This is a genomic window from Vreelandella neptunia (assembly GCF_022489065.1).
GTDB lineage: Bacteria > Pseudomonadota > Gammaproteobacteria > Pseudomonadales > Halomonadaceae > Vreelandella > Vreelandella neptunia_A.
In genome coordinates this window covers 38732-58303 of sequence record NZ_JAKVTW010000022.1, presented here as the reverse complement: position 1 = coordinate 58303, position 19572 = coordinate 38732, and the positions used below count along the sequence as shown (strand labels likewise).

The window sequence follows — 19572 nt, the reverse complement described above, 5'->3', positions numbered from 1 at the left end:
AGTTTACGGTGGTAACATGAAATTAGTACTTTTTACCTGACCCAACCCCTCAACTCATAAGTAATTAAAAAAGATTATACAAATGATAAAAGTCGCCATATTCATTGATATCCAGAATATTTATTATACTGTTCGCGAAACGTATAACCGAAACTTTGATTACAATAAATTCTGGGCGCAAGCTACCGCTAACAGAGAAGTCGTTCAGGCTTTTTGCTACGCCATCGACAGGGGAGACCAGAAGCAAAGGGAATTTCAAAACATACTAAGAGCCATTGGTTTTAAAGTAAAATTGAAACCGTTTATTCAACGCTCAGACGGCTCCGCTAAAGGCGATTGGGACGTTGGCATTGCTCTCGATGCAATCGAGTACGCCGAGCAGGCAGATGTTATCGTGCTGGTTTCCGGCGATGGAGACTTTGATATTTTAGTCAATAAAATTCGCAATAAGTACAGGAAAAGAGTTGAGGTTTACGGCGTCCCCCAACTGACTGCAGCGTCATTAATCAATGAAGCCAGCGAGTTTATCGCGATAGATAAAACGCTTTTACTCGATTAATTTAACCTGAATATCCAACAGCACTTACAACGAAGACCCTACCCAGCAAATTTTCATACCAATACTACATAAGCGTTCACTGATTTTACATCTCAACGATTGAGAAAATAATCAACTCCCAAACAAGAGGAAAAGTTCTACAGTTATTCAACAGTAACTCTACAGTTTAATTGCCATTTGTAACCGTATCGACTAGGTTAGTTACAACGGGTGCGCTAAAAAACTTTTCTAATGCCGGTTGTCCCTATCGCTCCTAAGCACCACTGACTGATGCTCTGCTCACTTGGTGCGCTCCAATCTCTGCACAGTCAGATGGGATCAACCAGCAAGGAGGACATTGAATGTCGATAACATCAGAAAAGCAATTACCCGAAGCAGTAACGGCCTGGCGTGATCCGGAATTGGACTCGGTAAAAGGCACTGAAACGCCTAAAGATCCGAACAAAGGTTATATCGCACTCCTTGGCTGGAGCGTCAATGCGATCAAGGCTGCGCAGAAATTTGACCGCCGCTACATTGTTGTGGCTCCGGAATGGGCCGCGGATTTCTGTACCGCTAACAACATTCCGTTTATTCCGTGGGATTTTATCCGGTTGAATGACCGGTCCATGGAAATCGCCGAAAGGTTGAAAGAAGAAGGCGTCGATATCGCCATTCCGCTGTTCGAAGAAACCGTTGAGTGGTCCGGCGCGATCAACTCGGTTCTTCTCGACAGCCCGCGCATGTACGGGCAGTCCATTCTGTTCCGTGACAAGGCTCTGATGAAGCGCCGTGCTCAGCTTGGCGGCATTCGCGTCGGCATTTTCGAAGAGGCGCATGAGAAAGAGGACATCGTTCGCTTCATGAAGCGTGTTAACCAAACGCTGCTTAAACTTGATGGCGACCCGGATGATCCGATCCATGTCAAAGCCTTCGATAAAGCTGGCTGTCTTGGCCACCGGATGATTCGCACGATAGAAGAGATCGACAACATTCCGGATGAAGAATATCCCCTGCTGATGGAAAGCCATCTGGATGGCTGGGAGTTCGCCGTTGAGGCCTGGATTCACGATGGCAAAATCCAGTTCCTGAACATTTCGGAATACGTGACACTGGGTTATTCGGTATTCGTGCCGGCCACCGCAGAGCTCGAAAGCTGGCGTACCGCGATCACTAAGCAGATTGAACTGCTGATCAAAACGTTCGACATCCAGTTCGGTTTGATTCACCCCGAGTACTTCGTCACGGCAGATGGTGAGATGTACTTTGGTGAAGTTGCCTACCGTCCGCCTGGCTTTAAAGCGTTTGAACTGATCGAGAAAGCCTACGGCTTCAATGCTTATCAGGCGTCAATGCTGGTGTTCGATCCCAAAAGCACCAAAGAGGAAGTGGCGGCATTCTTCCCCCGCGAAGTGGTCGACGCAAAAGGCTACGCAGGTTGCTTCGGTGTGTATCCACGCCGACGTGTTGTTAGCAAGCTGGAAATGCCCGAAGAAACGATTAACCACCCGTATTTCGAGTCGCACGAATTAGTCGCGCCTACGGAAGAGACCGTTCCTGACCGGTCGGCCTTCGGGACGCACTGGGGCTTGCTCTTCTTCTTTGGAGACGACCCCATCAAGATGCGCGACCTGTTGAAAGCGCAAGAGGACCTGGATTTCTACGTTTAGAGATTCATTAGCGTAATACGCTGCACTATGGGCGCGTCTATCTGCATCAGGAGTACTCAAACTCCCGAAGCGGATAGGCGCGCCCTTTTGGTTGTCAGCAAAGGCTCCCTCAGTTGAGCTGAGGGGCTCTAAACAGAGAGGTTTGCCTCTCCCATTAACCAAGGCCAAGGTATAATCATTTGGTTTACTGATGAGAGATGCAATGCACCCGAGATTTCTGCTACGCCTACTGGTTATCCTGCCACTGGCACTGCTAACCGCCTGCGATGAAACGCCGACAGGGCGCTCCCAGTTGGCACTGGTACCTGAGAATATGATGGCTCAGATGGGAGAAGATGCTTTCGACCAACTGCGCCGTGACCAACCAGTATCACGCGACGCCGCCATTAACCGCCAAGTACAGTGCGTAGCCCAGGAAATAGTTGCCGCCGCCGAAGCGATCTACCCTGCCGATACCCTACCCGAGGCCTGGGAGGTTGTCGTTTTTGAGGAGCCTTCCCCCAATGCCTTCGCCCTACCAGGCGGGCGTATCGGCGTGCATACCGGCCTGCTACAAGTAGCCGATACTCCCGATCAACTGGCTGCAGTCATCGGCCATGAAGTGGGGCATGTGTTGGCCGACCATGGCAATGAACGCCTTACCCAGCAGCTTGGCATTAAGGCAGGAATGCTAGTGGTAGGGTTATTAGGCGAAGGGGACCTGGGCCAACAGCAGTTAATGCAGGCTCTGGGCCTGGGCGCCCAACTCGGCATCAGCCTTCCGTTTAGCCGCGCCCACGAAGAAGAAGCCGACTTGATGGGCTTAGCGATCATGGCGCAGGCAGGGTTCGACCCACAAGAGAGCGTGGCATTGTGGCAAAACATGGCAGCGCTCGGCGGCGGCCAGCCCCCGGAATTTCTTTCCACTCACCCCGCCAATAGGACCCGTATCGCGGCATTAGAGCAGGCAATGGAAGAAGCTGTGGCTTCCTATCGCACAGTAAGACCGGCAAATTGTTCTGGGTGAAACATAAGGCAAGCCTACACCTAGCCCGTTCGCATTTGATCTCTTATAGAGTCCATTGATGACCCAGCCGTTACAAAATCTTGAACAGCTCCTTGATCGAGTGAGCACAGTGGCCCGTCAAAACGAGCGGGTCTCCATTGAGATGGTAATCGAGTCCATTGGCAGCCGCTCTTTTGGGCCACTATTGATGTTGATCGGCATCACCCTATTTTCGCCGCTAAGCGGCATACCCGGCATGTCGTTCTTTATGGCGGCATTCGTACTGTTGGTAGCCGTGCAAATGCTGATTGGCCGCAAACGCTTTTGGTTGCCCCACTTCATTCTCAACCGCTCGGTTGAGCATAAGAAACTGCAGAAAGCGCTCGATTGGCTTAGCAAGCCAGCGCGGGGCATAGACCGCGTGCTTAAACCCCGATTAACTTTTTTAGTACAAAGAGGTGGCAGCTATGGCATTGCCGCGCTGTGTGTCGTCGTCGGCCTGTGTATGCCGCTCATGGAGCTTGTGCCGTTTTCTTCTTCAGCCGCCGGGCTGGCTTTGCTGATCCTAGGGCTTTCGCTAGTAGCTCATGATGGGTTACTAGCCCTTTTGGCGACCGTTATCTTCGGTGGAGCATTTTCATTTCTTATTATCCACTTATTGTGATTAGGGCTATGCCGACGTCACCCCTTGATTGACACGCTCTCGATGAAATCCAGCAGATCCTATTGTGAAATCGCCAGCAGCGTCGGATGATCCAGAAGTTTGTCTCTAATAGCGTCCAATTGCAGTCGTATAGGCGGTTAACTTATTTTAGTTATCCCTCAGCCCTGATATCACTCCAATATTGTCCAGCTTAATGGGGAGCGTTGCAGTAGAAAATAACCACTGAAATGTTTGCCCCCTGGCATCTCAAGGTTTACAACTTCATAGATAGGTATAATTAATAATTCGTTAGCAGGAAATTAACGCTATGTCGATTGAGCTATGGTTGTCATTTGTGCTGGCCTCTTTTTTAGTCATCGCTTCACCTGGCCCTGCCGTTACCCTGTTGGTAATGACGGGCATCAACCATGGGCGCAAAGCAGCACTCGCGATGTTGCCTGGCTTTTTCTTAGGCGATTTGATGGCGATGTCGCTCTCGTTTGCAGGCGTGGGCGCTCTACTGATGGCATCAGCAGAGCTATTCGCCATCTTAAAGTGGCTGGGTGTTTTTTACCTACTTTATCTAGGCATCAAGATGTGGCGTGAGTCCGGCCAATTGAACGACCTGGAATCTACTGGAGTAAACGTCAAGCAAGGGACTGCAAAGGCATTTTGGGTGACACTCTTGAACCCTAAAAGCATTCTTTTCTTCATGGCCTTTATGCCGCAGTTTGTTAACCAAACCCAACCTCTTGCACCACAGCTGGCGATTTTGTTTACTACTTTTCTTGCGCTGGGTCTCTTCTCAGATCTCGGCTACACGCTGCTATCGACCACCAGTCGCCAACTGATGACCGCCAAGTTTCGGCGCCTGCTACACCGTTGCGGAGCGGGTAGTTTGATTGGCGCTGGAGTATTGATGATGGTGATGCGTCGCCCTGCTGGTTAAAGCCCTGCCAGAACTTCTACCGCTTTGCCAAGCAGCCATCCACCGAAAGAACGAAACCCTACCTACCCCAATTCAATCGACAACTTCCCTGAGCCCGCCGCTGGGCGGGCGCTGCAGAGTAAGATTTTTCCCTCTGGTGCTGATATACCCTCTGGGTAAGTCACGCCTCCTGTGACCAGCGTGCAGGCGCACTCTCCACAGCTGCCACTGCGGCACCCAAAGGCAGGCGTTAGTCCCGCTGCTTCAGCAGTTTCCAGCAGGCTTTCGCCTGGCTGCCAATGGGCTACTGCACTTGGGTTAGCAAAGCTGACTTCTACCGGCTGTTCGGCGACGGGTATCGCGTAGGTTTGCGTCAACGCCGAGGGGCCGAACGCTTCGGTGTGTATCTGCTCAGATAAGAGCCCGATATCCAGCGCCTCTTGGTGGTAGCGCTGAACAAAAGCGGCGGGGCCGCATAGGTAGAGTTGCACCTCTGCAAGCGCTTGATCCGTCAGAATCTGCGCCAGCGACACCCGACCTGGAGTCCAACCGTTGGGTGCAGCGGCAGTTCCGGTCACGTGGCGCTTCAGACGCAGCCCTCGCGCTTCAAGGTCGAGTAGCTCCTTACCAAAAGGCGCCTGATTAATATCTCGCACGCTCTGAATTAACGTTACCGGGCCTCGCTCTGCTGCTGTCAGTTCATGGGCAAGGCTCACCAGCGGCGTAATGCCGATGCCGCCGCCCAGCAGCACCCAGTGAGCGCGCTCTGAGCCGCTGGCCGCCGCGGTAAACGAGCCCATCGGCAGGCTAACGGACAGTTCTGCGCCCACTTGCAGCGCACTGTGCAAATAGCGCGAGCCCTCACCATCGGCCTTCACACTGATGCGATAAGCGGCCTGGTGGCTGTCACCAGAAAGCGTATAGCTGCGCACTAGCGATGTTGCATCCAAACGCGGCACGCGTAGCGTAATAAACTGCCCGGCGTTAAAGGGCGCCAGCGCCTTGTCTTGTTGTGCTCTGTTTAAATAGAAAGAGCGAATTTCGGGCGTCTCCTGCACCACGTCAGTTACCTGCACGCGCTGTAGCTTCAACGGCACAAGCGCCTGCCAGGGCCCAAGCGGCGCGGCTTCAGCGGCCACCGTGCTGGCATGGCTACGCCAACCCAAGGCGCCAGGTCGCCACACGATATGGCGCGGTGTGAGGCACCAGTAGCGTTCCGCACCGGGATAACGGGCCCCTGCAAACGATTCATCCACCAACCGCGCCTCCCCGGAAAGATGCAGCACATCCCCGCTGACAAAATCCGGAATAGCTAACGCAGCACGGCCGGTGGTCAGCACGTTGCCCAGGGTGTTGAAGAATCGGTTGCCTGCAAAGTCGGGCAGAATCAGATCACGTCCCTGGCGGCGAATAAATCCCGCCTGCCCACCGCGATGAGAGGCATCCACCTGAACGCCCTGGTCGGTATGCGCGTAACTGCCCACGAAGGCTGTGATCGCCCGATCGATATGCGCCAGCACCGCGCCAGGCAGTTGATCCAGGGAGGAACTGCGGCTTTTTAAAACTGAGCCGGGCTGAGGCTGCACCCAGTTCATCGCCGACCAGTCATGAATGTACTGGGGGCAATTGCCGAAGGCATGAGTCACTTCCAACTGCCATTGGCCCGTTGAGCCTTGCAACACACCGTTGACCCGATTGCGGCGGCGCGTGTGCAGCTCAATGCCCAACAGCCCGATGCTGGTACCGCTGTTCAGTAGCGGTTCAAGTGGGTCATCCGTCGGTGGTGTTAATGCTAGCTCAAGCCGTGAGTCATCCGGCGCATCAACAAATCCCGGTGCGCCCTCTAACAGCGTGACCCAAGGCCAGCTATCTTGATCTACTGCCGCTGCCGCTACAAACGGTAACTGGGGAAAGAAGTGTTGCAGCTGTGGCGTTAAATAGGGCCGCATCACCTTACGGCCAACCCCATCCATCTGCTGCTCCACGCCGACCACGCGCTGTAAGGCAAGCTCGCCTTCATGCCATGGGCTGCCGATGTCGTTATTCACCCTCGACTCCTCGCGAGCCGTTTGCCCGCGTCGTTTTGAAATGCTGCATCGGCTGGCTCAGTTCACCAGCCCCACCTTGGTCACGCCCATCGGCACAAACCCTTCCAGCGCCTCAATGCGTTTCAACCAGCTGCGAATATGCGGGTAGGGTTCCAGCGAGACATTTCCTTCAGGCGCATGGGCGATGTAGCTATAGAGCGAAACCTCCGCCAGGGTGGCCTGCTCACCCACAAGGAAAGGCTGATTCGCTAAGTGGGCATCGACAATTTCAAACAGCGCATGAGCATCGGCAATCAGCGGTTCAGGATCGAACGGGGCATTAAACACCGTGACCAAGCGGGCCTTCATGGCGGAGTTCGCCAACGGGCCCGCCGCCACGGACAACCAGCGCTGCACCTGCGCCTGAAGCATCGGGTCGTCCGGCAGCCAGTGCCCAGTGCCCTGCCCAGAACTATGCTCAGAACCATAGCCGCGCACCAGATAGACCAGAATGGCGTTGGAATCAGCCAGGATAACGCCCTGGTCATCGAGCACCGGCACCTGCGCGAAGGCGTTCAGGTTCAGAAAAGGCGGCGCCTTGTGCTCACCCGCGGCAAGATCGACATCTATAAAGGTGGCAGGCAAACCGAGCAGCGAAAGCATCAGCTCGATGCGGTGGCAGTGGCCGGAAAGGGCGTGGCGATAAACCTTGATAGCGTTGGACATTAGCTTGTCTCCTTGGATGGGCGCTGTTAGCAGATGAGTGTCATCACTATTTAGTGAGCGATGTTACTCATCCTGCGCCAAATCAAGAGAGACAAGAATAGTGATTATCAGCAACGCAAAATTGCGCTGAGTGAAATAATCACTGCGCCAACTGCCCGCGCAGCCAGGGGGTCGCCAGCTCCAGAAATGCCAGAACGCTGGCGGGGGCTCGAATACCGAGCGCGTAGGTTAACGCCAGCGTGTCAGCCGCTGGCCAGAGGGGTTCAGCAACGGGTTCTAGTAGCCCCTGCACGCAGGCACCACGCGCTTCTAGCTCATAGCAGCGCACGATGCCTGCGCCCTCAATCGCGGCACGCAGCGCTGCGGCATCTGCGCTAATGCTAAGCCTGGGTTCAAAGCGAAGGAGCTGGCCTTCCGCTAAACGCCAAACAGATGCCTGCCCCTCTCGTGGGCAGTGAATGAGCGCATGGCGGGCCAAGCTATTGAGGTTTTCAGGGCGCCCTGCCCTATTCAGATAATGGGGGCTAGCAAACAGGCCAATACGCAAATCACCCAGGGGTCTGGCGTAAACGCCCCCAGGCAGCGGCCCACGCATCAGACGTAGGTGCGCCGGTGCGTCGCTCTCTATACGAACGGGGTGTTCATCAGCCAGCAAATTGACCTTCAGCCCGGGATGCTGCTCTTGCAGCCGCAGCACCAACAGCAACAGGAGTGGCTCTATCAACGCCTGGGGCGCCTGCAAACGGAGCGTGCCGCTGATTTCAAGGTGCTCTTGGCGCGCACTGGTTTCAGCGTCAGTGACGGCGTGGATCAGCGTCTCCGCGTATTCGTGCAAACGCTCGCCCGCCGACGTTAACGTGCTGCCTCGCGTTGAGGTGGTCACTAAAGCAACGCCTAGGCGCTGCTCCTGCGCGCGAAGCAGGCGATGGAGCTTGGGTGCCGAGAGGCTACTCGCCTCTGCGGCAGCCTGCACGCTGCCATGATGGGCAACGGCAGATAGCGCTATTAAAGCCTCGTAGCGCAGCATTGATTCAGTGGGAAGCGCCATGGTCAGCCACGGTAGCCAAGCGCCGGATCGGCACGCAGCCGCTCGGCAAGAAAATCAACGAAAGTACGCACGCTGGCGGCGCGACCACGGCCCGCCGTTACCCAAATGTTAATAGGAATGGCAGTGGCCTCGAAGCGCGTCAATACGCGCCGCACCCTGCCTTCGGCTTCACTGGCCGCCACCTGGTAAGAGAGCAGCCGAGTCAGCCCAGCGCCCGCTTCGACCGCTGTTAAAGCGGCGTGAATAGCACTGATGCGCAGCCGTGGCGATGGCGTCACCTCAATGCGCTTGCCTTCCTCTTCGAACCACCAGTGGCCACTCAAGTTACCGCCTTCCGCCACCACCGTGGGCAGTGCCTCCAACTCTAGCGGATGCGTTGGCTCACCATGCTGGGCTAACCACGCGGGGCTTGCGCAAACCACTTGGCGCACCTCACCCACCGGCACGGTCAAGTGTTGGCAGTCATCTGGCACGTGGCCGATACGCACCGCTACATCGATACCCTCCTCCTGTAAGTTAACCGGCCGATCAACCAGTTCGGCGCGCACCTGCACCTCCGGGTACTGTTCCAGATAGTCGACGATCTGCGGGGTAACGAAGTACTCGCCGAACAGCACCGGCGCGGTAACGTGCAACAGGCCGCGTGGGGTGAGATAGCTACCGGTCGCGGCGGCCTCGGCTTCGGAAAGCTGCGCTAGCACCTGCTGGCAATCCTCCAGATACCGGCGCCCCGCTTCGGTTACGCGCACCTGCCGCGTGGTGCGCTGTAACAAGGCAACGCCCAAACGCGCTTCAAGCGCCGCTACCGCCCGAGTCACCCGAGGCGGCGACAGAGATAGCTGCCGCGCAGCAACTGAAAAACTCTCCAGCTGCGCCACCGCCGCAAACACGCGCATCTCTTCGAATCTATCCAAGGCAGTACCACAAACGTTATTAGGAAACAGTTAAAGATATTCTATATAGTCGGCCAGCATCGGAAATAATGGTATTTAAATTATGGCGATACCAACCATTCTTTAAGACTCTCGCCATCTCGGGCGATACGCACGTTGGGGGGTAAGCGCGAGGGATTCGCCAAACGCTCGGCGTCTAAGTCGTGACCAATGTGAGTGAGATACGCCTGCGGGGGATCGAGTCGGGTAATAATCTCCAGTGCCTGGGTGATAGTGTTGTGATTATGCGGTGCCTGATAGGTGGCGGGGTAACAGGCATCTAACACCACCACGTCAGGCTTCCAACTGCGTAGAAAGCGTTCCGTTTCAGTTGGCAGACCGCAGGTGTCAGTGAGATACGCAAGCCTTGTTCCACCGTCGTCAAGACAGTAGCCCAATGTGGGTTTCGAATGCTTAAGCGGTACGGGTGTCACCGTTAAGCTCTCGAAGTTAATGGCTTTAAAAGGCTTGAGTCCGGGCTGGAAATCCAGCACCCCCGAATTTTTGTACAAATCGGCGCAGCCATGGGCATCCTTGGGGCCATACACGGGGATCGATTCTCCGCTTCCCCAGCGCAAATGGAAAAGCCCCTGAACATGGTCGGCATGGTAATGCGTAATCAGAAAAGCCGACGGCCGTTCGATCTCGCAACTGTGCGCCAAGTCCATGCGCCCAGCGTCGAGCAAGTAGAGCTTGCCATCGACCCGCACCTCGGCCGAGCAGGGACCACGCTGCAAGCTAGTCAATACTCTCGCCCGACTGCAGGCCTCACAGTCACATCCAAAGCGTGGCACCTGGGCACTATCGCCGGTACCGCCAAAACGAAACTCCATCAATAGCTCTCCCGCCATGAAGTCCCAGGCCATCAAGCCTGAGCAGAACATCCCTTGATCACCGCTGTCAGTTCCGTAAGGCTATCTGCAAGTCGCCCCCCATTATTGACTCGGGCAACGCCAGGAAAGGCGTCCAGCAACTCACGCTCCATTTCCTGATGACGCTTGAGTCGATGCTCAATCTCATCGATCGACTCTCTCCCACGCCCCATCAGCCGACGGCGCAACACTTCCGGGGGCGCAGTGATCACGACGGGCACCAGTGCATCACCGAAGCGTTCAAGCGCCATCGGTAACGCCCGGCGGCTACCATTGAGCAGCACCGTAGTGCCCCTGCCGAGCCACGCTTCGACCTCTACGCCTACGCCGTACTTGAGCCCATGGGCCTGCCAGGAAAGGCATAGCATTCCCAGCTCACTACGCACCGAGAACTCAGCATCGCTGAGCGCGACGCAATCCTCGGTGGCACTACTTTCCCGGGTCAGATAGCGGTGGGCGACCAGCCATTCCGGGTGCGCACGGCGGGCTGCTTGCAGCAGGCAATCTTTACCGACGCCACTAGCCCCCATCAGGTAGATCAAGCGGCCCATTAGTACACCTGCTTACCGGCACACCACACTCTCTGAACCAGAGGATGGCTATCGACTTCACGCACACGAATCAGGTCGGCACGCAACCCTTCGGCAATGCGCCCCCGGTCATTAAAGCCCACCGCTTCGGCAGGTTTTCGTGAGGCAGAGGCGACGGCACGAGGTAAGTCATAGCCATCCTCCATCTTGCTGATCAGGAAGACAGCATCGAGTAGTGCAGCGGGGTAGTAATCCGAGGAGAGAATGTCGAGCATACCGAGCCGCACCAATTCGCTGGCAGCAATGTTGCCCGAATGAGAACCTCCGCGTACCACATTAGGCGCGCCCATCATTACGGCCATGCCGTGGTGATGAGAAGCATGAGCGGCCTCCAAGGTGGTGGGGAATTCCGCCACTTGGGTGCCGTACTCAAGGCTTTCGGCCACGTGCTCTATCGTGGCGTCGTCATGACTGGCGAGCGCCAGACCACGCTCATGGCAGGCCTGAGCAATCGCTTTGCGGTAGGCGCTTGAGTATTGAGCACTAAAGCCCTGCTGGCGCTCGATGAACGCATCAAGGCTGGCGTCATCGAAACCGTGTTTGCCCTTGTAGTACACCCGGTAGGCGTCGAGGCTGGCGAACTGGCGCTGCCCTGGCGAGTGGTCCATCAACGATACCAACCCAAGCTCGGGTGTATCCGCAAGGGACTGAAAGCGTGCCAGCGTATCCGGATGGCAAACTTCGCAACGTAGATGCAAACGATGGTCTACCCGCGCCATACCGCTGCGGTTGATGTCAGCTAGCGCTTCCACCATTTGATATAGCGCCTCTTGGCGCATGCTCTGGTCATCCACATCGCCGATGGAGACAGCATCAAATACCGTGGTGATACCGCTTGCTGCCATTTGGGCATCGTGAGCCAAGGCAGCGGAGCGCGATGGCCACGACACCTTGGGTCGCGGCTGAAAATACTTCTCCATGTTATCGGTATGCAGTTCTATCAGCCCAGGGATCAGCAAGTCGCCTTCGCAGTCGATGGCACTGGGCAGCGCGGTATTACCCTGCTCGATCGCCTTGATACGCCCTGCCTGAATTACCAAGCTGCCACGGACGATAGCGTCATCAAGCACTAAGCGGGCGTTGGTCAGAACCTGTTCATTCGCTCTCATCGTGGCAACTCCTGGGTATCATCGTTCACAGCAGTTGAGGCGTCACCCGCTCTCAACATATGCTCTTCCAGCGGCAGTTGGCGGTCAGCGACACGTTCGCGCACATCCTCATCATGGAAAATTCCCAGCATCGCCGTACCGCGCGCTTTGGCCTCCTGAATGAGCTCAACCACCACATCACGGTTGGCGCTATCCAGCGAGGCGGTCGGCTCATCCAACAACAGCAACGGATGTTCGGCGATAAAGCCTCGAGCGATATTCACACGCTGCTGTTCACCGCCGGAGAACGTTCCCGGTGCTAGATCCCATAGCCGCTTAGGCAGGTTGAGCCTTGCCAGCAGTGCCTCGGCTCGGCAACACGCTTCGTCCTGCGCAACGCCTTGCGATAGCAGTGGCTCCATCACCACCTGCCGCGCAGAGACCCTGGGCACCACGCGTAGAAACTGACTGACGTAGCCGATCACATCGCGCCGAAGCACGTGCCAAGCCTGGGCGGGCAGGTCGGAGAGCTCCAGCTCTCCGTCATCAAAGTGCAGCGTCAACCGACCCGCGGAAACGCGATAGTTGCCATTCACCATTTTGAGCAGCGTGCTTTTGCCTATACCACTGCGCCCGGCCAGCACAAGACATTCGCCTGGCATCAGACTCAGCTCGAGACCGCGCATCACATCTAACTGCTGGCCACTCTGTGCGTGTAGCACGAAGGACTTGTCGAGCGCCGACGCGCTCAGAAAAGGTTGCCTTATCGCCGTCATAGCAGGCTCCTGAAGATGAGATCCTGAATATCAGTGCGGCTCATGGTGTTAACACCGATGAGACGAGTAGTTGGGTATAGTCGTGCTGCGGGTCGTCGAGAATTTGGTCGGTCAGACCGGCCTCCACGACCCGACCTTGCCGCATGACCATCAGTCGGTGGGCCAGCAGGCGGGCAACGGCTAAATCATGTGTCACCAGGATCACCGATAACCCAAGCTGCCGGGTCAAGGTGCGGAGCATGTCGAGAAGACGCGCTTGCACCGACACGTCGAGCCCGCCGGTGGGCTCATCCATGAACACCAGGCGTGGCTCGGTCACCAAGGTGCGGGCGATCTGCAAGCGCTGCTGCATGCCGCCAGAGAAGGTACGTGGCGCATCATCGATACGTCGTGGGTCCAGTTCCACGCGCCCCATCCAGTCCTGGCTTGCAGCGCGTAAATTGCCATAGTGACGCTGCCCCAACGCCATCAAACGTTCGCTGACATTGGCCCCGGCGGAAACACCAAGGCGCAGACCATCGCGGGGGTTTTGATGCACTAGCCCCCACTCCATACGCAGTAGCGCGCGGCGGCGTGCCTCGCTAATGGCGTAGAGATCAAGTGCCCCCTCGGCCCCGCCTAGCCCGGTGTGAGCAGGCTCTGGAGTAGTAAGATCTGTGCCAGTAAGCTCAGAAAAAGAGGGTTCAGAACGGTGATAAATCACCTGACCGTTGTCCGGTTTTTCAAGCCCTGAAAGCACTCTTAGCAAGGTCGACTTGCCCGAGCCGGACTCACCGACAATACCGAGCACTTCACCCTGGTGCAGTGTGAAGTCAATCTCTTCGCACCCCTGCTTGGGGCCGTATAGACGAGTGATATTGCGTGCTTCAAGCAGTGCCGGGCGTATTAACTGTGGGCGTTTCATGCCACCTCCCCTCGACATTGCTGGCAGTAATCCGTGTCTGAGCAGACGAACATCCGCCCCCCTTGGTCATCGGTGATGACCTCGTCTAAGTAGCTGTCCGACGCTCCACACAACGCGCATGCCTCATCCCAAGACTGGATCTCGAATGGGTGATCCTCGAAATCGAGACTCTTGACCTGTGTATAGGGAGGAATCGCGTAAAGGCGCTTCTCACGCCCAGCGCCAAACAGCATAAGCGCCTCATTCATATCGAGTTTAGGGTTGTCAAACTTGGGAATGGGCGAGGGATCCATCACATAGCGTTCATCCACCTTGACCGGATAGGCATAGGTAGTGGCGATATGGCCATGGCGAGCAATATCTTCGTAGAGCTTCACGTGCATCACGCCGTACTCTTCGAGAGCGTGCATCACCCGAGTTTCCTCTTCGCTCGGTTCGATAAATCTCAACGGCTCAGGAATGGGCACCTGGAACACCAGGATCTGGTGCCGGGAAAGGGGAAGTTCCGGAATTCTATGGCGCGTCTGGATAACGCTAGCCGCCGCTGTACTGGTGGTGGTTTCAACCCCCGCCACACGCTCGAAAAAAGTGCGAATGCTGACGGCGTTAGTGGTGTCATCCGCGCCTTGATCGATCACTTTAAGTACATCGTCAGCGCCGAGGATGCTGGCGGTAAGCTGCATCCCACCAGTGCCCCAACCATAGGGCATCGGCATCTCGCGACCACCGAAAGGCACCTGATAACCGGGAATCGCCACAGCCTTTAACAGTGCGCGGCGAATCATACGTTTGGTCTGTTCGTCCAAGTAGGCAAAGTTATAGCCGCTGTAAGCTAGACCGCCTTGGTCATCAACGCGGAGAGTCATACGGGGCGCTCCTGCTCTGAGGGTTCGCGGAGGTCGTGCTCCCGGCGTAGGCGGCGCAACAGCTCTAGCTCCGACTGAAAATCGACGTAGTGCGGTAACTTCAAGTGAGAAACAAAGCCCGAGGCCTCGACGTTATCGGCATGGGCAAGCACGAACTCGGCTTGCTGGGCGGGCCCTTGTACCGGTTCGCCAAGCTCTTCAGCGCGCAAGGAGCGGTCGATCAACGCCATCGCCATGGTTTTGCGCTCATTGCGACCAAAGGCCAAACCGTAGCCGCGGGTAAACTGCGGCGACTTTTCGCGGCTGCCGCCGAACTGATTGATCATCTGGCATTCACTGATCATGACCTCACCGATACACAGAGGAGCATCGAAGCCTTCCACCTCGATTTCTACTTCGACGGTGCCCTGACGAATCTCGCCAGCGAAGGGGTGGTTGCGGCCATAGCCACGCTGAGTCGAGTAGCCCAGCGCCAGCAAGTAACCTTCATCGCCTCGCGCTAGCATTTGTAAACGCGTGGCTCGGTCGACGGGGAAATCCGGGGGATCCCTGGTGATGTCATACGGCTCGGTGCCATCATCCAGCTCTTTTTCAATCAACCCTTCGGCATCGAGCGAATCCAGGATCTGAGGGCAAGCCTCAAGCCCCGCCTGGGCTCTTTCCGGATCAGGAATCTCCCCTTCTGCCAGCAGCATGAAATCCAGCAGTCGATGGGTGTAGTCGTAGGTTGGCCCCAGCACCTGCCCGCCAGGCACATCCTTGAAGGCGGCACTGATACGCCGCTCGACATGCATGGCCTCTGTTTTGAGCGGCACGCTGTCGGCCAGCCGGGGTAACGTGGTTCGATAGGCACGCAGCAGAAACACTGCTTCGGTTAGGTCACCGCTGGCTTGCTTCAACGCCAATGCGGCAAGCTCAACGTCCATCAGTGAGGCCTCTGCCATGACGCGATCCACCGCGAGCCCCAACTGATCGCGAATCTGTTCGGTTTGCAGTTCAGGCTGGTGTCGGTCGCCTCGACGGCGATCCGCCATCCAGCGGTGGGCGTTAGCAATGGCCTGCTCGCCTCCTTTAACGGCAACGTACATCAGACGCGCTCCTTGGCTGGATGAGTAAAGGGAGTGGGTGATGCATCCTCCAACGGCTTCTGGATACGAGTGCTACGGGGAATGGCCGTCAGGGAAGATCCCGAAGTGAGAATAGTGTCGAGTCCCAGTGGAAAGCTTGCGCGGTTGAGCGCTAGCCGCTGCATTAGCGCCTCAGCCGTGTCATCGAGCTCAAGCACTCGCTGGTTTAAAATGCCGGGGCCGCTTAATTGCCAACATGTATTACCGCGGCGGCTGGCATCACTACGCCCTTCCGCCAAGGACGCCAGCACGACGATGAGCGTGGTACTCCGGTCAGGGTAGATATCGCTGCCTTCAGAAAAGCGCGGCATTGCCTGACAGGTGGATGGCACCACAAGCGCAAAATCGGCCTCTTCCGCGCGACTCACAATGCGTGCCCCGGTATGAAAAGCGATAGCCTCAGCTAAACCATCACGGTTTAGTTCGTCAGCAATCCACACCCGTGTATCCAGGTCACACAGCACCAGTAGCACTGCCCAGGCAGCGGGCGACATGGCAACGTCTTTCGGTAGCGGTGCCAGGTCCACCTCAGCAAAGGTGCCGGGTTCGGACATACTGTTTAATACTTGTCGGAAAAGCTGCTGGCTGTGATGAACCGCTTCCTTTAATGCTGGCCATTGATGTGGCTTGGGCACATAAGGTGGTTGTTCCGACGACGAGAGCTCCATCGTGATGTCGTGCATATCTACTCCCCTCGCACCATTGTGAAGAAATCGACCCGCGTTGCCGCAGCAAGCTGGGAGCGCTCAACGCGTTCGTCCGCTAGCGCCTGAGTCAGTGGCTCAATCAGCTCCGCATCAATGCGTCGCGCCCAGTGCGCTTTGTGGGCACAAGCATCGATCAAGGCGATTAACTCCGCGTGTTCACGGCTCCGCCCCGCGACCCACCCATGGCCGATGTCGCCGCCATCGGGCGCGTTTTCATCGAGCACCACACTGACACGGGTCAGGGTCATCTCGCCCAGGTTAAAAGCATTGCCCGTTCCGCCTATACGGCCACGCACCATGACCATCCCGGTTTCAGGCCCGCGTACGCAGCGATGAGTCGCCTTGATACCAAGCTTCAGCCAGCCCTCATTGAGGCGCTCTAAAGGTGTCAGCGCGAGAATGCGGTGACGCTGTTCAGGAGTCATCATTGTTCCTCGTCGTTGTCAGATCGGTGAAGGCCGACCCTGAGTTAGCGCTCATTCGGAAAATCGAAGTGGTAGGCAACACGGTCGGCCCGGGCGCGACTGACGGAAATTTCCACCAAGCGCCGTGACTCATCGACGTTGTCGCTGGTTAGAATCAGTAGCGGCGCAAGCTGAGGGCACTGCAGTAAGCGACTATCGTCACGATCCGCCTGAACTGCATCCAGGCGCACTTCGGCGCGGGTGAGTCGCAGGCCATAGTGCTGGTCAAGCACTGCGCGGGTAGAGCCACCGCGATAACGCTCACACCAGTCGGGTACGCGCGTGGCATCGAACCAATGACGCAGATGAAGCAGCGGCGCACCATCCACAAGCCGCAGCGTATCCACGCATAACAGACACTCACCCTCAGCCAGTTCAAAGCGCTGAGCGATAGCTTCTGGCGGGCGCAAAAGCCCTTGATCTAAACAGCGTGTTTCGGTGTTAAGCCCCAATTCCGCTAAGTTGTGGGTGACCTTGCTACCGGCGCTCACCATATAGTCCAATCGCCTATCTACCACTTGTGTGCCCCACCCTTGGTGGCGAGTCACCATGCCGGCAGCGACCAGTTCATCCAGCGCACGGCGAACCGTATGGCGATTTACCTCAAAGCGTTTGGCCAATGCCTGTTCGCTGGGCAGTTGGTCACCGGCGCTATGGTCGCTACGAATTTCCTGGGCCAGAATCGTGGCCAACTGGCGATAGCGCGGCTCGCTCGCTTCCTGACGGTGGTGCTGTATCAGTTGTCTAGACATTTATACTCCTGACAAATAGACGCTGGGTTGCCAAGCTAGATGAAGCGCTTGCGTAAACGCTGGGAGGCCACATCAAGCAACGTGACGGCGACGATGATGACCAGCATGATGGTGGCGGTTTCAGCGAACTGAAATCCGCGCATGGTTTCCCACAGCGCCACCCCAATGCCGCCGCCACCCACCATGCCGAGTACGGTGGCAGAACGAATATTCGACTCGAAGCGGTAAAGGCTGACCGATATCCATAGCGGCAGTACCTGAGGGATCAGTCCAAAAATGATCTCCTCGATACGCCCTGCTCCTGTCACGCGAATGCCTTCCATTGGGCCCGCATCGCTGGCTTCCACTGCCTCTGAAAACAGCTTCGCCAGCACCCCCGTTGTGTGTACAAACAGCGCCAGCGTGCCGGCAAAAGGCCCCAGCCCCACGGCCACCACGAACAGCATGGCAAAGACCAGCTCATTGATGGCGCGGCACGCGTCCATGAGACGACGCATCGGTTGGTAAACCCACCAAGGCACCAAATTCTCGGAAGAGAGTAGGCTGCAGGGCACCGCGACAATGATGGCCAGCAATGTGCCCCAAATAGCGATTTGGATCGTTACCAGCATTTGATTGATGTAATGACCAAGATTGCCGAACGTGGGGGGAAAGAAGTCCCCGGCCAACGTGGCCATGTTGTCGGCATTCGTCACCAGCAAGCTTGGTTGCATTTCGGCGCCCTGCCAGGACCAGGCCAGCACACCCAGCAACACACCCCAGGCGATTAGCGAAAACCAGCTGCGTCGGCGCTGCAGCGGTGCGGTCATTTGAGAAGCGTGAGTATTCATGGTCTCTCCGGGCTGGGGGATCGGCCAGCGATCCCCCGCCGTGGATAATCAATTAGGTGCTTGAACGTTATTCGGCGTTGGCGTCAGAAGGGGCGTCCGATTCAGCCTCTTCCATTTCCTCGAGGCGTTGATTGAGCGCATCCAGCTGTTCATCTAACGTCGCTAGCTGCGCTTCACGATCAGCGTCAGAGAGACTCTGGTCATTGGCGATATCAGCTCGCTCACTAAACAACGCAAGTTGACGAATCGGTAATAGGCTATCGTTGCTGGAAGGAGCAAAATGACTCCACTGCAGCGGGGCTAAAATCTCCTTCTGTTCATCGCTTTCGCCATAATTGAAGAAGAAGTCGCGCAAGTTCTCTTTGGTCTCTTCGGGCAAGTTGCTGCGCCATACCAGGGGATCAGAAGGGATCAGCGGCGATGTCCACACCACGCGAAGTTGCTCCGCTTTATCAGGTGCAGTGATCTCCAGACGCGCCATACTCTCGGTATTGAAGGTCGCCACATCGACTTGTTGGTTGGCGACCGAAAGCGCGTTCGTTTCATGGTTGGAGTTCAAGGTGCGCTTAAAGGCTGAGGACGCATCCACGCCATTCTGGGCAAACACGTAGTAACCGGGCACCAAATAGCCAGACGTTGAATTGGGATCGCCGTTACCAAAGACGAGATCAGACGCGTTAGCCAATACGTCTTCGATGCTGTGCAGGTCGCTATCCTCATGCACAATCATCAAGCTCCAATAACCTGGCTCACCACTCTCCGGAATCGTCTGGGCAAACACCTCTCCACCCGCACGATCGACGGCTTCCATCGCCGATTTGTTGCCGTACCAGGCAAGATCGATCTGATCAAAGCGCATTGCCTGAATCACCGCGGCGTAATCGGTCGCAAAGAAAGGCTCAACTTCTACCCCAAGGCTCTGCGACATATCATCCAGAAACGGCTGCCACATGGGCCGCTGGTTCTGGCTCGATTCGGTAGAGATAATGCCAAACTTGAGCGTTTCGGCGGCGAACAGCTGGGCGCTAGCTACCAGACCAATTCCCGCCATCAGCGGCAGAACCAAACGGCGATATTTAAACGTCATGGGTGTCTCTCC

21 protein-coding genes are annotated in these 19572 nt (G+C 56.5%); 5 read left to right on the top strand and 16 right to left on the bottom strand.

Translation table 11 applies throughout. From position 1 onward, the window contains the following. Window positions 1-82 precede the first annotated feature (82 nt). The 5 genes from MLE19_RS20460 (at window position 83) to MLE19_RS20440 (ending at window position 4785) form a co-directional block, all read left to right on the top strand. A complete protein-coding gene (locus MLE19_RS20460) occupies window positions 83-559 on the top strand; it encodes an NYN domain-containing protein (protein WP_240720076.1) in 477 nt (158 codons plus the stop codon). A gap of 341 nt (window positions 560-900) precedes the next feature. Continuing rightward, a complete protein-coding gene (locus MLE19_RS20455) occupies window positions 901-2208 on the top strand; it encodes an ATP-grasp domain-containing protein (RefSeq protein WP_240720075.1) in 1308 nt (435 codons plus the stop codon). Between the two features lie 202 nt (window positions 2209-2410). Continuing rightward, window positions 2411-3214, top strand: a complete 804-nt coding sequence (locus MLE19_RS20450) for a M48 family metallopeptidase (protein ID WP_240720074.1) — start codon at window positions 2411-2413, stop codon at window positions 3212-3214. 58 nt (window positions 3215-3272) lie between these two features. Then, entirely contained in the window at window positions 3273-3857 is a 585-nt protein-coding gene (locus MLE19_RS20445) for an exopolysaccharide biosynthesis protein (protein WP_240720073.1), read from the top strand. A 307-nt stretch (window positions 3858-4164) separates the two neighbouring features. Beyond that, window positions 4165-4785 carry a LysE family translocator gene (locus tag MLE19_RS20440; RefSeq protein WP_240720071.1) on the top strand — a complete coding sequence of 207 codons (621 nt, stop codon included), beginning with the start codon at window positions 4165-4167 and terminating at the stop codon, window positions 4783-4785. A gap of 62 nt (window positions 4786-4847) precedes the next feature. Here MLE19_RS20440 and MLE19_RS20435 read toward each other — a convergent pair whose 3' ends face one another. From MLE19_RS20435 to phnD, 16 genes are all read right to left on the bottom strand, one after another. Continuing rightward, entirely contained in the window at window positions 4848-6812 is a 1965-nt protein-coding gene (locus tag MLE19_RS20435) for a 2Fe-2S iron-sulfur cluster-binding protein (RefSeq protein ID WP_240720069.1), read from the bottom strand. 57 nt (window positions 6813-6869) lie between these two features. After that, window positions 6870-7517: a glutathione S-transferase gene (locus tag MLE19_RS20430; RefSeq protein ID WP_240720067.1), complete on the bottom strand. Its 648-nt coding sequence runs from the start codon at window positions 7515-7517 to the stop codon at window positions 6870-6872. Window positions 7518-7656: 139 nt separating this feature from the next. Then, the gene (locus tag MLE19_RS20425) at window positions 7657-8565 is read right to left on the bottom strand and encodes a LysR family transcriptional regulator (protein ID WP_240720065.1); all 909 of its coding nucleotides are present in this window, start codon (window positions 8563-8565) and stop codon (window positions 7657-7659) included. A 2-nt stretch (window positions 8566-8567) separates the two neighbouring features. After that, complete coding sequence (locus MLE19_RS20420) at window positions 8568-9479, bottom strand: LysR family transcriptional regulator (RefSeq protein WP_240720064.1); 912 nt, start codon at window positions 9477-9479, stop codon at window positions 8568-8570. An 80-nt stretch (window positions 9480-9559) separates the two neighbouring features. Continuing rightward, on the bottom strand, window positions 9560-10381 hold the full coding sequence (gene phnP, locus MLE19_RS20415; protein WP_240720062.1) for a phosphonate metabolism protein PhnP: 822 nt from the start codon (window positions 10379-10381) through the stop codon (window positions 9560-9562). Then, window positions 10363-10920 carry a ribose 1,5-bisphosphokinase gene (gene phnN, locus MLE19_RS20410; RefSeq protein ID WP_240720060.1) on the bottom strand — a complete coding sequence of 186 codons (558 nt, stop codon included), beginning with the start codon at window positions 10918-10920 and terminating at the stop codon, window positions 10363-10365. Before phnN ends, phnP begins: the two co-directional genes overlap by 19 nt. Further along, window positions 10920-12068, bottom strand: coding sequence for an alpha-D-ribose 1-methylphosphonate 5-triphosphate diphosphatase (locus tag MLE19_RS20405; RefSeq protein WP_240720058.1), 1149 nt, complete (start codon window positions 12066-12068; stop codon window positions 10920-10922). Before MLE19_RS20405 ends, phnN begins: the two co-directional genes overlap by 1 nt. Continuing rightward, window positions 12065-12823, bottom strand: a complete 759-nt coding sequence (gene phnL, locus MLE19_RS20400) for a phosphonate C-P lyase system protein PhnL (protein WP_240720056.1) — start codon at window positions 12821-12823, stop codon at window positions 12065-12067. The genes MLE19_RS20405 and phnL overlap by 4 nt, the downstream gene beginning before the upstream one ends. 40 nt (window positions 12824-12863) lie before the next feature. Beyond that, window positions 12864-13727, bottom strand: a complete 864-nt coding sequence (gene phnK, locus MLE19_RS20395) for a phosphonate C-P lyase system protein PhnK (protein ID WP_240720054.1) — start codon at window positions 13725-13727, stop codon at window positions 12864-12866. Then, on the bottom strand, window positions 13724-14593 hold the full coding sequence (locus MLE19_RS20390) for an alpha-D-ribose 1-methylphosphonate 5-phosphate C-P-lyase PhnJ (RefSeq protein ID WP_240720052.1): 870 nt from the start codon (window positions 14591-14593) through the stop codon (window positions 13724-13726). Before MLE19_RS20390 ends, phnK begins: the two co-directional genes overlap by 4 nt. After that, complete coding sequence (locus tag MLE19_RS20385) at window positions 14590-15681, bottom strand: carbon-phosphorus lyase complex subunit PhnI (RefSeq protein ID WP_240720050.1); 1092 nt, start codon at window positions 15679-15681, stop codon at window positions 14590-14592. Before MLE19_RS20385 ends, MLE19_RS20390 begins: the two co-directional genes overlap by 4 nt. After that, a complete protein-coding gene (gene phnH / locus MLE19_RS20380; protein ID WP_240720048.1) occupies window positions 15681-16403 on the bottom strand; it encodes a phosphonate C-P lyase system protein PhnH in 723 nt (240 codons plus the stop codon). Before phnH ends, MLE19_RS20385 begins: the two co-directional genes overlap by 1 nt. 2 nt (window positions 16404-16405) lie before the next feature. Further along, entirely contained in the window at window positions 16406-16855 is a 450-nt protein-coding gene (gene phnG, locus MLE19_RS20375) for a phosphonate C-P lyase system protein PhnG (RefSeq protein ID WP_240720046.1), read from the bottom strand. Between the two features lie 41 nt (window positions 16856-16896). Further along, window positions 16897-17643: a phosphonate metabolism transcriptional regulator PhnF gene (gene phnF / locus MLE19_RS20370; protein ID WP_051912784.1), complete on the bottom strand. Its 747-nt coding sequence runs from the start codon at window positions 17641-17643 to the stop codon at window positions 16897-16899. A gap of 35 nt (window positions 17644-17678) precedes the next feature. After that, window positions 17679-18473 (bottom strand): phosphonate ABC transporter, permease protein PhnE, encoded by a 795-nt coding sequence (phnE, locus tag MLE19_RS20365; protein ID WP_240720044.1) that lies wholly within the window; start codon window positions 18471-18473, stop codon window positions 17679-17681. Window positions 18474-18540: 67 nt separating this feature from the next. After that, window positions 18541-19560, bottom strand: coding sequence for a phosphonate ABC transporter substrate-binding protein (gene phnD / locus MLE19_RS20360; protein ID WP_240720042.1), 1020 nt, complete (start codon window positions 19558-19560; stop codon window positions 18541-18543). Window positions 19561-19572: the final 12 nt, after the last annotated feature.

Bases quoted from the DNA above. Each gene is read 5' to 3' on its own strand.
- MLE19_RS20405 (WP_240720058.1), bottom strand. From the start codon at position 12,068: ATGAGAGCGAATGAACAGGTTCTGACCAACGCCCGCTTAGTGCTTGAT.
- MLE19_RS20385 (WP_240720050.1), bottom strand. From the start codon at position 15,681: ATGTACGTTGCCGTTAAAGGAGGCGAGCAGGCCATTGCTAACGCCCAC.
- phnE (WP_240720044.1), bottom strand. From the start codon at position 18,473: ATGAATACTCACGCTTCTCAAATGACCGCACCGCTGCAGCGCCGACGC.
- phnH (WP_240720048.1), bottom strand. From the start codon at position 16,403: ATGCACGACATCACGATGGAGCTCTCGTCGTCGGAACAACCACCTTAT.
- phnK (WP_240720054.1), bottom strand. From the start codon at position 13,727: ATGAAACGCCCACAGTTAATACGCCCGGCACTGCTTGAAGCACGCAAT.
- phnF (WP_051912784.1), bottom strand. From the start codon at position 17,643: ATGTCTAGACAACTGATACAGCACCACCGTCAGGAAGCGAGCGAGCCG.
- MLE19_RS20440 (WP_240720071.1), top strand. From the start codon at position 4,165: ATGTCGATTGAGCTATGGTTGTCATTTGTGCTGGCCTCTTTTTTAGTC.
- phnL (WP_240720056.1), bottom strand. From the start codon at position 12,823: ATGACGGCGATAAGGCAACCTTTTCTGAGCGCGTCGGCGCTCGACAAG.
- MLE19_RS20390 (WP_240720052.1), bottom strand. From the start codon at position 14,593: ATGACTCTCCGCGTTGATGACCAAGGCGGTCTAGCTTACAGCGGCTAT.
- MLE19_RS20430 (WP_240720067.1), bottom strand. From the start codon at position 7,517: ATGTCCAACGCTATCAAGGTTTATCGCCACGCCCTTTCCGGCCACTGC.
- phnD (WP_240720042.1), bottom strand. From the start codon at position 19,560: ATGACGTTTAAATATCGCCGTTTGGTTCTGCCGCTGATGGCGGGAATT.
- MLE19_RS20460 (WP_240720076.1), top strand. From the start codon at position 83: ATGATAAAAGTCGCCATATTCATTGATATCCAGAATATTTATTATACT.
- phnG (WP_240720046.1), bottom strand. From the start codon at position 16,855: ATGATGACTCCTGAACAGCGTCACCGCATTCTCGCGCTGACACCTTTA.
- phnP (WP_240720062.1), bottom strand. From the start codon at position 10,381: ATGTTCTGCTCAGGCTTGATGGCCTGGGACTTCATGGCGGGAGAGCTA.
- MLE19_RS20425 (WP_240720065.1), bottom strand. From the start codon at position 8,565: ATGGCGCTTCCCACTGAATCAATGCTGCGCTACGAGGCTTTAATAGCG.
- phnN (WP_240720060.1), bottom strand. From the start codon at position 10,920: ATGGGCCGCTTGATCTACCTGATGGGGGCTAGTGGCGTCGGTAAAGAT.
- MLE19_RS20450 (WP_240720074.1), top strand. From the start codon at position 2,411: ATGCACCCGAGATTTCTGCTACGCCTACTGGTTATCCTGCCACTGGCA.
- MLE19_RS20445 (WP_240720073.1), top strand. From the start codon at position 3,273: ATGACCCAGCCGTTACAAAATCTTGAACAGCTCCTTGATCGAGTGAGC.
- MLE19_RS20455 (WP_240720075.1), top strand. From the start codon at position 901: ATGTCGATAACATCAGAAAAGCAATTACCCGAAGCAGTAACGGCCTGG.